Genomic DNA, 13,619 nt, shown 5'->3' with positions numbered 1-13,619 from the left:
GCATGGCGATGGAGGTCGGAGCCGCCCAGGCGGGCGGCTCCGCACTCTAGCCCGACGACCGTTCGCGCAATGCGAGGCGAATGGCGCGGCCCTTCGCGCTCTTCCCGGCGGCACGCGCCACGATCATGCTGCGCGCCTTGCCGTGGGCGGACGCGCTCTTCCGCAGCAAGGTTGCGAACCGCTTGCGGGCGCGGCTCGTCGCCAGTCGCGCGGCGAGCTGTTCGGCCTTGCGAATGAACGCAATGGCTGATGGCGTCAGGTTTACGGGAACCCAGGCGACATCCTTCGTCTTCGACAGGCTGCCGACACCTTCGCAAGGCGCCTCGCGCGGCAAGTCGATCCGGATCGCAAGCGCCTCTGCGCGTTCGGTCCAGTCCTCGGCCTTGGTGCCGGTGATGATGCGGACATAGTCACGCGTCTCGCGCGGCAGCTCGCTCTCCTTGGCGAGCCATTTCTGAACGCGGCCCGGGCCGGCATTGTAGGCCGCAGCGGCGAGGCCGAGATTGCCGAAATCATCGCGCAGCTTGCGCAGGAACTTCGCGGATGCGGGCAGCGCCTTCATGGGATCAAAGGGATCGTCGAGCCCGACTTCGGCGGCCGTCTCCGGCATGAACTGCGCGACGCCCTGTGCGCCGGCCTGGCTGACCTCGTTGGACTTGAAGCGGCTCTCCTGCCAGAGCAGGCGGGCAAAGAACGGCACGGGAATGCCGCTGGCTTCGGCAGCCTCGCGAAGCGCGTGACAGAACCGTTCGGTCGGTGAAGCCGGAGCCTGCATGGCCGGCTCGACCGCCGGCGGCGGCTCGATCACCTGTTCATAGGCGGCGCGCGCATTGGCGAGCTCGATCGCCTGCACGCTTGCAAGGAAGAGTTCGACCACAGGAACAAGTGGGGAGGCCCGATCGTTCTGAAGAACGGCGTGATCGAACGTTGATGTCTGCCGGGATGCCGACGGATCGAGATCGCACATCAGAATCATGAACGCGGCGCAAGCCGCGACGACAAATCGCATTGCTGGGGCAACCTCGAACTGTGGGGTGAACGGCCAGCGCTGCGCCGGCGATAAGGAGTTCTTAACCGTCCGATTGCGGCAAAGCTGCGATCTCGCGGGTGTCTACGGTGTTACTACGGTGTTCCCAAAGGGAAACTTCCCGCGATTTTGCGGGCCTTTCGCGAGCGGGATGAGCGGTCATGACACGATGGATGCTTGGCGCGGTGATGTCGCTGTGGCTCGTATGTCCGGCGCTTGCGCACAGTCTCGATGCAAAAGCCGTGAACGATGCTGCGCGACCCGAAAGGTTGCCGGCTGCTGACAAGGTCAGCGCGCCCGCAATCAAGCTTCAGATCCTGCTCGACCGCGCGCAATTCTCACCCGGCCAGATCGACGGCAAGCTCGGCGAAAACGCGCAGAAGGCGCTGAAGGCGTTTGCGGAGCAGAATGGGCTGAGCTTCGACAAGGCCATTGCTCCGGAACTCTGGGACAAGCTGAATGCAGCCAGCGAAGGTCCGGTCCTCGTCGATTACAAGATCACCGACGCAGACGTGAAGGGGCCTTTCCTCAAGAAGCTGCCGGCCAAGCTCGACGACATGAAGACGCTGGAGGCGCTGAGCTTCACGAGCCCGCTCGAAGGGCTTTCGGAAAAATTTCACATGAGCGAAGAGCTGTTGAGAATGCTCAATTCGGGGAAATCGTTCGACAAGAGCGGCGAGACGATTGTCGTCGCCAACGTCTTGGCGCGGCGGGAGCTTCCGCGCATCTCTCGTATCGAGATCGACAAGATTCACGCGACGCTGAAGGCCTACGAGGGCTCCGGTCGTCTGGTCGCATTCTATCCGGCGTCAATCGGCAGTCCTGATCGCCCGACGCCGACGGGGGCGTTGAAGGTCACCGGCACCGATGAACAGCCGACCTACCACTACAATCCCGAGTACAAATTCAAGAGCGTGAAATCCAGGAAGCCGTTCGAGATCAAACCGGGGCCCAACAATCCGGTCGGATCGTACTGGATCGGGCTGTCGGCGCAGGGCTATGGCATCCACGGCACGGCCGAACCCGACCGGGTCAGCAAGTCCGCATCGCACGGCTGCGTCAGGCTCACCAATTGGGATGCGCGCGTGCTCGGCGAGAACGTCAAGCGCGGCACGCCCGTGGTGTTCCTGGATGCGCCGATGGAGTCTTCCTCGAAGCAGCGAGGCACAGCGGCCGGCAAGCGCGCGGCGCACGCGTCCTCGAACTAGTCCTTGGGGAAGTCCTTGCGCATCGCGATCTCGGCGGCATCGCCGGGCGACAGCACGGTCTGATCGAAGGCGGCTTGCGGCGTCGTCATGATGTCGTAGAGCGAGATGCCCTTGATCGGCTTGCCCATGAGTTCGCGGACGCAGTCGGCGAGCGTGCCGTTGTAGACGAGATAGGGCGGACCTCGGTCCTTCTGCCGCTCGCCCTTCAGCGACGGCCACTTCTTCAGTTCGGCCGGCGCGTCATAGGCGATCGGCGATCCCTCTTTGAACATGCGTTTGGCCCCGGTGGCTTGGATCGCGGGGAATCCTAGAGCAGCCGGGTAAACACGCGTTAAAGAATTAGTTCAAATCAGCCGGTCACGAAGGCGAGCAGGGTGCCGTTGGCCTTGGCCGGCGGCACGCAGACCGCGGACCCGCTGCGCACGGCGGCCGACCCCAGCGCCTTCTCCGTCGCCGCGAGATCGCCGCTGACGAGCACCAGCGCGGCGCCGCCGCGCTCGGAGAGGCCGGCGAGCGGCACGCCGGGGTAGCGCTTTCCAAGTTGCTCCAGTGTCAAATAGACGAAGTCGGCGCGATCGCCGCCCGAGGGCACGGTCACGGCGCCGTCGGACTCCACCTTCGGCTCGCGGTCGATCAGCCGGCCGAGATGCGCGGCCTCCTGCGCCGGTTCGGGCGTCGCGATCAGCGTCTGCTTGATCCGCTTCGCCGCGTTGGCATGCTTCATCAGTTCGGGAATCCACACGGTCTCGCGCGTCTTGTGCTGGCAGGCGAAGATGCGGACGCCGCCGGGCGCTTCGGCGGTCGGCCACATGAAGGTGCGGAATTTGGCGGCGGAGACCGTGCCGTTTGGCAGCGTCACCGGCCGTTCGAAATCGGTCGGCCCGATCGGCGTCAGGCCGCGCGCGCGGATTTCCTCGGCACCGGCGGCGGAATCGACGGCGGTGAACGCGATGCGCTCAATGCCTTCGCCGCGCTTGTCGAGGAAGGTGCGGGCCGGCGCGTTGTGCTCGGTTGCGGCGAGCACGCCGAGCAGCTCCATATAGTCGGGGTCGAACATGATGGTGTAGTTGCCGGTGCCCATATGCGCGCTGTGCGTGCCGCGCGGGGAGACGGTGAAGCCGAGTTGCCGGTAGTTCTCGGCGGCCTTGTCGAGATCTTTCACCATGACCACGGCGTGGTCGATACCGATGACGTTTTTGAGGGCCACTGTTCTTCCCCGATTGCCAACTGCTTTCGAGCCGCGGCGGCGGCTTCCGGTCCTGTCTACGCCGGATAGGCGCTCAAGTCATTTTCAATTCGGCGCGAGACGCGGAATTTCATTCCGCGAAATGATCAGCCGGCGCGCTGGCATCAATGAGCCTGCTCGAGATAGGTGGCGAGCACGGCGCGCTCTTCGCCGGTCATCTCGGTGACGTTGCCCGGCGGCATGGCGCTGGACCAGGCCGCGACGCGGCCGATCAGGCGGATGTTGCGGTGGATGTGCTCGGGGGCGTCGAGCAGAATGCCTTTCGGTGCGGTGACGATCCCGGCCCAAACCGGCTCGGCCGCGTGGCACATGCTGCAGCGGGACATCACGATCTCCTCGACGTTGGCGAGCGTGACCGGTGCAGACAGCGCGCTCGTTTTCACCGCGCGCGGGCCGGCCGCGGAGAGGAAGAGGATTGTGACGACGCCCGCCGTGGCAACGCCCCATGCCCACCATGGCGATTTGCGCCCCGCGTGCCGCTCGTTGAAGAAGTGGCGGATCACGGGACCGAGCGCCAGAATGATCGCAACGATGATCCAGTTGAATTTTGTCGCGTAGAGCAGGGGATAGTGGTTGCTGATCATCAGCACGACCACGGGGAGCGTCAGATAGTTGTTGTGGACCGAGCGTTCCTTGCTGGCCTTGCCGAGCTTCGGATCGGGCGCTTGCCCCGCGATCAGCGCCGCCACGATCTTCTTCTGGTTCGGGATGATCAGGGTGAAGACATTGGCGACCATGATGGTGCCGATGATCGCGGCGATCTGGTTGAAGGCGCCGCGGCCGCTCAGCACATGGGTGAAGGCATAGGTCAGTGCGATCAGGAACAGATAGCCGCCGACGGCGAAGGGCAGCTCGCGCTGCGCAAGCCCGGTGCGGCAGGCGGCCTCATAGAGCAGCCAGGCCAGCGCGAGGCTGGCGAGGCTGAACAGGCCGGCCTGGAACGGCGTGAGGTCGAGGACCGACTTGTCGACCAGGAACAGATCGGCCTCGAGATAATACACCACCACCATCAGCGCGAAGCCGGACAGCCAGGTGGTATAGGCCTCCCATTTGAACCAGGTCAGCTCATCCGGCATCTGGCTGGGCGCGACCAGGTATTTCATGATCCGGTAGAAGCCGCCGCCATGGACCTGCCAGGCTTCGCCCTGAACGCCATCGGGCAGGTCGGCCCTCGGTTTCAGGCTGAGGTCGAGGGCGATGAAGTAGAAGGAACTGCCGATCCAGGCGATCGCCGCCACCACGTGCAGCCAGCGCAGCAGCAGGCTCGCCCATTCCGATATGATGGATCCCCACATGATCTTCCCGACGATCGCGATGCCGCGACTTGCGGCCGCGCCCATGTAATCTGTCGCATCGATCGGCCGCATTTTCCAGTACGATGGTCGTGATGGATGCACATCGTGCGGATATCGGCGGGCAGGGCTCGCGGGCATAGAGGGTCGGGAGGACGACGAGGTGAAGAGCAGAATTTCGATCGTGGTGCTGGCTGTGGGGCTGACCGCGGCGACCGCCCAGGCCGAGCCGGTGTTGCAGGGCAAGGACGCCTATGGTGATTGGCAGGCCGACAAGCCCGGCACGGTCAGGCTGATCCGGCCGCAGGATCTGGTCAGGCCCGGCGCCACGCGTTCCGTCGCAAGTTCGTCGCGCGTGGTGCCGCGCCCGCCGGAGGCTGTGCTCCGGGTACCGGCGGGCTTCAAGATCGAGCTGTTCGCCGAAGGCCTGCGCGCGCCGCGCATCGTGCGGGTGGCGCCGAACGGCGATGTGTTCGTCGCGGAGACGCGGGCCGGCACCATCCGCGTGCTGCGCGCCGGCGAGGGCGGCAGGGTTGCGACCAACGAGGTCTTTGCCAGCGGTTTGCGCCAGCCTTTCGGCATCGCCTTCTTTCCGAACGGCGACAATCCGCAATGGGTCTATGTCGCCAATACCGACAGCGTCGTCCGCTTCCCTTATCAGACCGGAGACGTCAAGGCGCGCGGCAAGGCGGAGACGATCGTGGCGAGCCTGCCGCATGACGGCGGGCATTCCACCCGCGACCTCGTCTTCACACCGGACAACAAGCGCATGCTGGTCTCGGTCGGCTCGCTCAGCAATGTCGCGGAAGGCCTGGGCACGCCGCCGGGCGGGTTGGAGGCGTGGTCGAAAGCGCAGCCGCTCGGCGCGGCCTGGGCCAGCGAGACCGAGCGCGCGGCGGTGCTGGCTTTCACGCCCGACGGCAAGGAGCGGAATATCTACGCCACCGGCATCCGCAACTGCGTCGGTCTTGCGATCCAGCCCCAGACCGGTCTGCCCTGGTGCTCGACCAACGAGCGCGATGGTCTCGGCGACGATCTCGTGCCCGACTACGTCACCAGCGTGAAGGAAGGCGCGTTCTACGGCTGGCCGTGGTTCTACATCGGCAACAACGAAGACCCGCGCCACGCCGGCGCGCGGCCTGATCTCAAGGACAAGGTGACGGCGCCCGACGTGCTGATCCAGCCGCATTCGGCCTCGCTCGGCATGACGTTTTACCAGGGCGCGCAGTTTCCGGCCGAGTACCAGGGCGATGCCTTCGCCGCCGAGCACGGCTCCTGGAACCGCTCCAAGCGCACCGGCTACAAGGTGATCCGCATCCGGATGAAGGACGGCAGGCCGACCGGGGAGTACGAGGATTTCGTCACGGGATTCGTGGTGAGCGACAGCGAGGTGTGGGGCAGGCCGGTCGGCGTCGCGGTGGCGAAGGACGGATCGCTGCTGGTGTCGGAGGACGGCAACGGCACGATCTGGCGGGTGACAAGCGCGCCGCGATGACGGTGTAACCCTCTCCTCTTCTGGGAGAAGGGAACGACACTACGCTCGCTTCTATCCCCGCCGCACACTGGCTCCGCCATCGACCGGCAGCGTCACGCCGGTGATGAAGTTCGCCTCGTCCGACGCCAAAAACAGCGCGGCGTTGGCGACGTCCCAGCCCGTTCCCATCTTCTTGCGCAGCGGCACCTTGCTGTCGCGCTCGGCTTCGACTTCGGCGCGGGTCTTGTGCCACTCGCGGGCGCGGGTGTCGACGGCCATCGGCGTGTTCATCAGCCCGGGCAGGATGACATTGGCGCGGATGCCGTACTCGGCATTCTGGTAGGCGAGCTGTTCGGTGAAGGCGATCATCGCCGACTTCGTCGCCTTGTAGGCGACGTAAGGATAGGTCGTGATCGCGGCCATCGAGGAGATGTTGATGATGGCGCCGCTGGCTTGCGCGCGCATGATCGGGATCACTTCTTTCGCGGCGAGAACGCAGCTCTTGAGGTTGATGGCGACGACGCGGTCGAACGCTTCTTCGGTGATCTCAAGGAGCTCGGCATCGCCGCCGGACAGGCTGACGCCGACATTATTATGAAGCACGTCGATCCGGCCCCAGCGGGTCTGGGCGTCCTTGACCATCGCCTTGATGTCGGCAGCCTTGGTCACGTCAGCCTTGAAGGCCGCGGCAGTGCCTTGTTTCGCGGCGATCATCGCGACCGTCTCCTGCGCCGATTCCAGATGATGGTCGACGCACAGGACCTTGGCGCCCTCGCGCGCGAAGGTCAGCGCGGTGGCGCGGCCGTTGCCCATGCCTTCGCCGGGGCTCTGTCCGGCGCCGACCACGATCGCAACCTTGTCCTTCAAGCGCATCTCAGTTCACTCCCGGGATCGGGTACTGCTGGAGTACCTCTTTGTAATAGGGCTCGTTATCGATCTTCATGGTTGCGAGCACGCGGATCACGCCGCAATAGAAGGCGATGGTGAGAACGAGATCGACCATCTGCTCGTCGGAGAGATGCGCTTTGATTTCGGCGAAGGTCGCATCGGACATGGCGAGCTCGCGCACCATCTCGCGGGCGCCTTTCAGGATTGCTCTCGCCAGCGGCTCGAGCTTCGAGGGCCCTCCTTCGGTCTCCGCCATCAGGCCGGCGATGTCCTCGTCGGTGACGCAAAACTCCTTGCCGATCTTCACATGGTGGGTGAACTCGTATTCCGACTTCTCCATCCAGCCGACCTGGAGGATTGCGAGCTCCCGCAGGCGCGGATCGAGCTTGCTCTTGAAGCGGATATAGCCGCCGATGCCGTTGAACGCGCGCGCCATCTCCGGCGAGTTGACCAGCAGCTTGTGCAGATTGGTGTTGCGCTTGAGCATGTCGCGATATTCGGGCGCGACCTGGTCGGCCTCGAGATAGGGCAGGCGGGCCATTTGCATGTTTCCTCTAGTGTTCCTGTGACTCGCGTTCGGGGGCTTGCAGCGTCACGCCGCCGTCGACCACCAGCACCTGGCCGGTGATGTAGCGCGCAAAATTGCTGAGCAGGAATTTGACGGCGTGGCCGACGTCCCAGCCGGTGCCTTCGGTCTTGAGCAGGGAGGCTTTGGCGCGGTTGGCGCGCGCCTGCTCGCTCATGCCGCGGGCATAGACCATCGGCGTGTACATGGGGCCGGGACAGATGCAGTTGACGCGGATGTTGTCGCGGCCGTGGTCGACCGCCATGGCGCGCGTCAGGCCGATGATGGCAGCCTTCGACGTCGAGTAGGTCGTGAGCCCGCGCGGCCGCAGCGCCGAGATCGAGGAGATGTTGACGATCGCGCCGCCCCCGGCGGTCCCGATCATGGCGGGGATCGCATGCTTGGACAGCAGGAACATGGTCTCGACATTGACCTGCATGACGCGGCGGTATTGCTCGGGCGCCTCGTCCACCACGCTGCCGCGGCTGCCGATGCCGACATTGTTGTCGAGGAAATCGAGCCGGCCCCAGCGGTCGAGTGCAGCTTCGACCAGCGCCTTGCAATCGCCCTCGCCGGTGACATCGCCACCATGCGCCGCCGCCGTGCCGCCTTCGGCGGCGATCATCTCCACGGTGCGTTCGGCGAGCTTGAGGTCGCGATCGGCAACGAGCACTTTTGCGCCGGCGCGGGCCAGCAGGATTGCTGCAGCGCGGCCGTTGCCGATGCCGTCGCCCGCGGCGCCGCCGCCACTGATCAGCGCAACCCTGCCGGCAAGACCGGCATCGTCCTCAGGGCCCTGCATCTCGTTTCATCCCGATATTTTGTCCGCAAACTAGCAACGACGCGCGGAGGTGAGAAGACCGGATGGCCCGCGCTCATGTCATTGACATCGCGTGGAATTGCATGCCGCTGCACGAGATTGGCGACCACAGGGGCGCGCGTCCTGGAACCGACCTCGCGCAATCGCGTTTGTTGCCGAGCCTGTCCCGCGCTAGGCTCCCGCCCGGGGCTTCCCAACCGCCAGTGGCTTGCCGATGAATCTGCTCGATCCGCAAGGGCCCGTGGCTGCGGCCAACAGCACCATCCTGATCGACTCCGTCTTCATCATGCTTGCGATCGTGGTGCCTACCATTGTCGCGATCCTGGCGTTTGCGTTCTGGTTTCGCGCCTCGAATAGCAAGGCGCGCTACCAGCCGGACTTCGTCTATTCCGGCCGCGTCGAGATGGTGGTGTGGTCGATCCCGGCGCTCACCGTGATCCTGCTCGGCGGCGTCGCCTGGATCGGCTCGCACCAGCTCGATCCCGCAGCGCCCGTGCCGGGGACCGGCAGTCCGGTCCGCATCCAGGCGGTGTCGCTGGACTGGAAATGGCTGTTTATCTATCCCGACCAGCGGATTGCCACCGTCAACACACTGACGGTGCCGGCTGGCGCCGAGCTGAACTTCCAGCTGACGTCGTCGAGCGTCATGAACACGTTCTTCATCCCACAGCTCGGCAGCATGATCTACACCATGAACGGCATGGTGACGAAGCTGAACCTGCGCGCCGACAATGAGGGCAAGCTCAAGGGATTGTCGGCGCATTTTTCCGGCGACGGCTTTCCCGACATGATGTTCGACGTCAACGTGATCTCGCCGCTCGCCTTTCCGGACTGGGTGGCGGCCACGGCAAAGACGGACGCAGTGCTGGACGAGGCCAGCTACAAGAAGCTGATGCAGCAGGGTATCGAGAAGGGCAGGCCGGCCTATCGCCTCGAAGACCCGCGCCTGTTCGACCTGATCGCGAACCAGCACATTCCGCCGGGACCAGGCCCGGAGCTGATCTCCGATGCCGGCCGTCCCCACAGTGGAGGCCACGATGCTCGGTAAGCTCGATTGGTCCGCAATCCCGTTCGACCAGCCGATCCCGCTCGTCGCGGGCGCAGTGGTGCTGGTCGCGATTCTCGGTGTGTTGATCTGGGTCGTGGTGAAGGGGCATCTGCCCTATCTCTGGCACGAATGGATCACCAGCGTCGATCACAAGCGCATCGGCGTCATGTACATCCTGCTGGCCTCGGTGATGCTGCTGCGCGGCGGCAGCGATGCCATCATGATGCGGATTCAGCAGGCGGTCGCCTACCAGTCGCAGGGCTACCTGCCGCCGGAGCACTACAACCAGATCTTCTCGGCCCACGGCACCATCATGATCTTCTTCGTGGCGATGCCGTTCGTGATCGGGCTGATGAACCTCGTGGTGCCGCTCCAGCTCGGCGTGCGTGACGTCGCGTTCCCGACGCTCAATTCGGTCGGCTTCTGGCTGACGGCGACCGGCGCATTGCTGGTCAATCTCTCCCTCGTGATCGGGGAGTTCGCGCGCACCGGCTGGCTCGCCTTTCCGCCGCTGTCGGAGCTCTCCTATTCGCCGGGGGTCGGCGTCGACTATTACGCCTGGTCGCTGCAGATCTCCGGTGTCGGCACGCTGGTCGCCGGCATCAACCTCGTCACCACCGTGCTGAAGCTGCGCACCAAGGGCATGAACTATCTGCGCATGCCGATGTTCTGCTGGACCACGCTGGCCTCGAACCTGCTGATCGTCGCGGCGTTTCCGATTCTCACCGCCACGCTCGCGATGCTGCTGCTCGACCGCTATCTCGGCTTCCATTTCTTCACCAACGAAGCCGGCGGCAACGTCATGATGTTCATGAACCTGATCTGGGCCTGGGGCCATCCGGAGGTCTATATCCTCGTGCTGCCGGCCTTCGGAATTTTCTCCGAGGTGGTCTCGACCTTCTCCGGCAAGGCGCTGTTCGGCTATCGCTCGATGGTGCTCGCGACCATGGCGATCTGCGTCATCTCCTTCATGGTCTGGCTGCATCATTTCTTCACGATGGGGGCGGGGCCCGACGTCAACGCCATCTTCGGCATCGCCAGCATGATCATCGCGATACCGACGGGGGTGAAGATCTACAATTGGCTGTTCACGATGTATGGCGGCCGCATCCGCTTCGCGACGCCGATGCTGTGGTCGGTCGGCTTCATGGTCACCTTCATCATCGGCGGCCTGACGGGCGTGCTGCTCGCGGTGCCGCCGGCCGACTTCATGCTTCACAACAGCATGTTCCTGGTGGCGCACTTCCACAACGTCATCATCGGCGGCGTGCTGTTCGGCGCCTTCGCCGGCTTCGAATACTGGTTTCCGAAGGCGTTCGGTTTCCGCCTCGACGAACGCTGGGGCAAGGCTGCGTTCTGGTTCACCTTCCTCGGCTTCTTCGTCACCTTCATCCCGCTCTATGTCGCCGGAATGCTCGGCATGACCAGGCGGATGCAGCACTACGACGTCGCGGCGTGGCGGCCCTGGATGATCGTGGCCGCATTCGGCATGGCCGTGCTGACGATCGGCGTGATCTGCCAGATCCTGCAGCTCGTGGTCAGCATCCGCAATCGCGAGGCGCTGCGCGACCGCACAGGCGATCCCTGGGACGGCCGCTCGCTGGAATGGGCGACATCGTCGCCGCCGCCGGTGTTCAATTTCGCCTTCAATCCCGACGTGCGCGGCGAGGACGCCTATTGGGACATGAAAGCCCGCGCCCGGCAGCAATCGCTCGAGCACGACGCGCCCGAGTATCGTGACATCGAGATGCCCCGGAACTCGCCGACCGGGTTCGTCTGCGCGTTCTTTGCCACCATCATGGGCTTTGCGCTGATCTGGCATATCTGGTGGATGGTGATCCTCGGCGGCCTCGGCGCGTTCGCGACCTTCGTCGTGTTCGCCTGGCGCGACCATGACGAATACGTCATCCCGGCCGAGGAGGTCGCCCGTATCGACCGCGTCAATCTCGAGGAGCGGCGCAGCCTCGTCAGCATGGCGGGGGCGATCTGATGTCGATGACCGCAACCGCCGGCCGTGCGCGTGCCGATCCTCATCACATCGGCGTCGTGATCGAGCATCCCGGGCCTGCATCGAAGCGGATCGTCACCGCCTACGGCTTCTGGGTGTTCCTGCTCTCCGACATCGTGATGTTCTCCTGCTTCTTCGCCGCCTATGCGGTGCTGTCCGGCCAAACCGCCGGCGGCCCGAAAGGCTCGGAGATTTTCGAGCAGGGGAATGTCGCGATCGAGACGGTCTGCCTGCTGCTGTCGAGCTTCACCTGCGGCATGGCGAGCATTGCCGCCGACGTCCGCAACCGTTTCTGGTTCTATCTCGGCATGGCCGTGACCTGCGTGCTGGGCGTGATCTTCCTCGTTATCGAGTTCCGCGAATTCGCCGACCTCGTCGCGCGCGGCTACGGCCCGTCGCGTAGCGCGTTCCTCACCGCGTTCTTCTCGCTGGTCGGCTGCCACGGACTTCATGTCACCGCCGGCGTGCTGTGGCTCCTCACCATGATGGCCCAGGTGTTCGCGAAGGGCTTTCGCGCCGACGTCTTGCGCCGGATGATGTGTTTTGCGCTGTTCTGGCATGCGCTCGACATCATCTGGGTCGGGGTCTTCTCCGTCGTCTACCTGCTTGGGAGTGGCGTATGAGCGACCAGACGCATATGCATGCCGAACATGACCTCGCACCGGGCGACGAAGAGCAACATAGTGTCGGGGTCCGTATCCTCGGCTACGTCGTCGGGCTGGCGCTTGCGCTGCTGCTCACGGCGACGTCGTTCTTCATCGCCGGCACCGATCTGGTCTGGCAGCCCTCGATTCCCGTCGCGCTGATTGTGCTCGCGATCGCGCAGATGGGCGTGCATCTGGTGTTCTTCCTGCACATCACCACCGGTCCGGACAACACCAACAACGTGCTGGCGCTGGCCTTCGGCCTTCTGGTGGTCTTTCTCGTGGTCGGCGGCACGGTCTGGATCATGGCGCATCTGAATGCCAACATGCCGCCGATGGACCAGATCATGCGGATGCAGTGATTGAACCGGCACAAAAAAGAAGAGCCGCTTGTGGTGACAAGCGGCCCAAGTCTAGGGAGGAAACGCCCAAGCAAGGCAATCGGCCGAGGCCGGATTGCTGCCAAGGAAACGCATGCGCAAGCGCTTGCGTACGCATAGAAATGCAGCAACTCCCGACGAAGTTCAATTCCGGATCAATACGGTCCCGAACTACCACTCACGGATGCGTGAACGACCAAGTTCACTTCGGCCGGCGGCAATTATAGGCCTTCCGGAATCCGGCGGCCTGGGCATCGTCCTCCGAGCAGAACCAGCGGTCCGGCTTGGTGGTGGCGGGGTAGCTCGGGCAACCCCGCAAATGATAGATGCCGATATTGCCGGTGACGCGGGCGCGCACTGCAAGCTTGCCCTTGATGCTGCATCTCGGCGGCATCGTCAGCTCCTCCGGGAAGAGCACGGCTCGAATTTCCTTGTCGCGGTCCTGGCGGCAGGCAGCGCCGAGGAGGGCGCCGTCCTTCTTGCCACTGCGAAAGTCTTGCGGTGCAGCAAAGCAGCCCTTCCAGAGTCCGGCCGAAGCCGTCTTGGCTTCGCCCGCCGCCGGCTTGACGTTCGCCTTGATCGGCTCCCGCGCGACGGCAAATCCGAGCTTGACCAGCTGCTCGTTCAAGGTCGCCTTGTCGCCCTCGGCCGTGCAGATGGCGCGATGGCGCTTGCCGAAGCTCTTTTCCGGCCCGACATCGTCACAGCGCACCGAGCGCTTGTTGATCAGCTTCGCCAGCTGGTCGCGGGCCTCGATACCGCAGGTCCAGGGATCGGCGTGATCGTCGATGCAGACCTGGTCCAGCTCGGGCGCGTCGACACCGTCGAGCCGGTAGGTGACGTCGCCAAGCTGGATGGAGTTGCCGTCGCGGACGGTTGCGGCAGCGGTCAGCGCGGAGGCCGGGCTCGAAGTGCCCGCAATGCCAGACAGGGCGAAAAGCAAAACGAGCGCAAAGGCGCGGGCGTCGGCAAAGAAATTTCGGAAGGACATAAGGTCTCGCTATCGATGGCTCGGTCGC

Annotated in this window: 14 protein-coding genes; 6 read left to right on the top strand and 8 right to left on the bottom strand. The window is 64.5% G+C overall.

Features of this window, described 5'->3' with window-relative positions:
• Window positions 1-46 precede the first annotated feature (46 nt).
• Entirely contained in the window at window positions 47-1,009 is a 963-nt protein-coding gene (locus tag CO669_RS09860; RefSeq protein WP_097659613.1) for a lytic transglycosylase domain-containing protein, read from the bottom strand.
• Between the two features lie 179 nt (window positions 1,010-1,188).
• Between CO669_RS09860 and CO669_RS09855 the strand changes: the two genes are divergently transcribed.
• Window positions 1,189-2,235: a L,D-transpeptidase family protein gene (locus tag CO669_RS09855; protein WP_097659612.1), complete on the top strand. Its 1,047-nt coding sequence runs from the start codon at window positions 1,189-1,191 to the stop codon at window positions 2,233-2,235.
• On the opposite strand, the gene CO669_RS09850 is transcribed toward CO669_RS09855, so the two are convergent.
• The 3 genes from CO669_RS09850 to CO669_RS09840 form a co-directional block, all read right to left on the bottom strand.
• Complete coding sequence (locus CO669_RS09850; RefSeq protein WP_097659611.1) at window positions 2,232-2,507, bottom strand: hypothetical protein; 276 nt, start codon at window positions 2,505-2,507, stop codon at window positions 2,232-2,234. The genes CO669_RS09855 and CO669_RS09850 overlap by 4 nt on opposite strands.
• Before the next feature lie 77 nt (window positions 2,508-2,584).
• Window positions 2,585-3,442 carry a VOC family protein gene (locus CO669_RS09845; protein WP_097659610.1) on the bottom strand — a complete coding sequence of 286 codons (858 nt, stop codon included), beginning with the start codon at window positions 3,440-3,442 and terminating at the stop codon, window positions 2,585-2,587.
• 143 nt (window positions 3,443-3,585) lie between these two features.
• A complete protein-coding gene (locus CO669_RS09840) occupies window positions 3,586-4,776 on the bottom strand; it encodes a urate hydroxylase PuuD (protein ID WP_198963947.1) in 1,191 nt (396 codons plus the stop codon).
• Window positions 4,777-4,936: 160 nt separating this feature from the next.
• Here CO669_RS09840 and CO669_RS09835 point away from each other — a divergent pair, with 160 nt between their 5' ends.
• Window positions 4,937-6,268, top strand: coding sequence for a PQQ-dependent sugar dehydrogenase (locus tag CO669_RS09835; protein ID WP_097659609.1), 1,332 nt, complete (start codon window positions 4,937-4,939; stop codon window positions 6,266-6,268).
• A gap of 51 nt (window positions 6,269-6,319) precedes the next feature.
• On the opposite strand, the gene CO669_RS09830 is transcribed toward CO669_RS09835, so the two are convergent.
• The 3 genes from CO669_RS09830 to CO669_RS09820 are packed head-to-tail and all read right to left on the bottom strand — an operon-like array spanning window position 6,320 to window position 8,502.
• A complete protein-coding gene (locus tag CO669_RS09830) occupies window positions 6,320-7,120 on the bottom strand; it encodes an SDR family NAD(P)-dependent oxidoreductase (RefSeq protein ID WP_097659608.1) in 801 nt (266 codons plus the stop codon).
• Window position 7,121: 1 nt separating this feature from the next.
• The gene (locus CO669_RS09825) at window positions 7,122-7,676 is read right to left on the bottom strand and encodes a carboxymuconolactone decarboxylase family protein (RefSeq protein ID WP_097659607.1); all 555 of its coding nucleotides are present in this window, start codon (window positions 7,674-7,676) and stop codon (window positions 7,122-7,124) included.
• A 13-nt stretch (window positions 7,677-7,689) separates the two neighbouring features.
• The gene (locus tag CO669_RS09820; RefSeq protein ID WP_097659606.1) at window positions 7,690-8,502 is read right to left on the bottom strand and encodes an SDR family NAD(P)-dependent oxidoreductase; all 813 of its coding nucleotides are present in this window, start codon (window positions 8,500-8,502) and stop codon (window positions 7,690-7,692) included.
• A 232-nt stretch (window positions 8,503-8,734) separates the two neighbouring features.
• Between CO669_RS09820 and CO669_RS09815 the strand changes: the two genes are divergently transcribed.
• Genes CO669_RS09815 through cyoD form a run of 4 tightly spaced genes read left to right on the top strand, consistent with a single transcriptional unit; the run spans window position 8,735 to window position 12,582 of the window.
• Window positions 8,735-9,568, top strand: coding sequence for a cytochrome ubiquinol oxidase subunit II family protein (locus CO669_RS09815; protein ID WP_097659605.1), 834 nt, complete (start codon window positions 8,735-8,737; stop codon window positions 9,566-9,568).
• Window positions 9,558-11,558 carry a cytochrome o ubiquinol oxidase subunit I gene (gene cyoB, locus CO669_RS09810; RefSeq protein ID WP_097659772.1) on the top strand — a complete coding sequence of 667 codons (2,001 nt, stop codon included), beginning with the start codon at window positions 9,558-9,560 and terminating at the stop codon, window positions 11,556-11,558. The genes CO669_RS09815 and cyoB overlap by 11 nt, the downstream gene beginning before the upstream one ends.
• Window positions 11,558-12,199: a cytochrome (ubi)quinol oxidase subunit III gene (locus CO669_RS09805; protein ID WP_097659604.1), complete on the top strand. Its 642-nt coding sequence runs from the start codon at window positions 11,558-11,560 to the stop codon at window positions 12,197-12,199. Before cyoB ends, CO669_RS09805 begins: the two co-directional genes overlap by 1 nt.
• Window positions 12,196-12,582 (top strand): cytochrome o ubiquinol oxidase subunit IV, encoded by a 387-nt coding sequence (cyoD, locus tag CO669_RS09800; RefSeq protein ID WP_097659603.1) that lies wholly within the window; start codon window positions 12,196-12,198, stop codon window positions 12,580-12,582. Before CO669_RS09805 ends, cyoD begins: the two co-directional genes overlap by 4 nt.
• A 220-nt stretch (window positions 12,583-12,802) precedes the next feature.
• On the opposite strand, the gene CO669_RS09795 is transcribed toward cyoD, so the two are convergent.
• Window positions 12,803-13,591, bottom strand: a complete 789-nt coding sequence (locus CO669_RS09795) for a thermonuclease family protein (RefSeq protein WP_097659602.1) — start codon at window positions 13,589-13,591, stop codon at window positions 12,803-12,805.
• Between the last annotated feature and the right edge of the window lie 28 nt (window positions 13,592-13,619).

The sequence above is a fragment of the Bradyrhizobium sp. Y36 genome, assembly GCF_002531575.1.
GTDB lineage: Bacteria > Pseudomonadota > Alphaproteobacteria > Rhizobiales > Xanthobacteraceae > Bradyrhizobium.
This window is presented reverse-complemented; position numbering and strand designations above follow the sequence as displayed.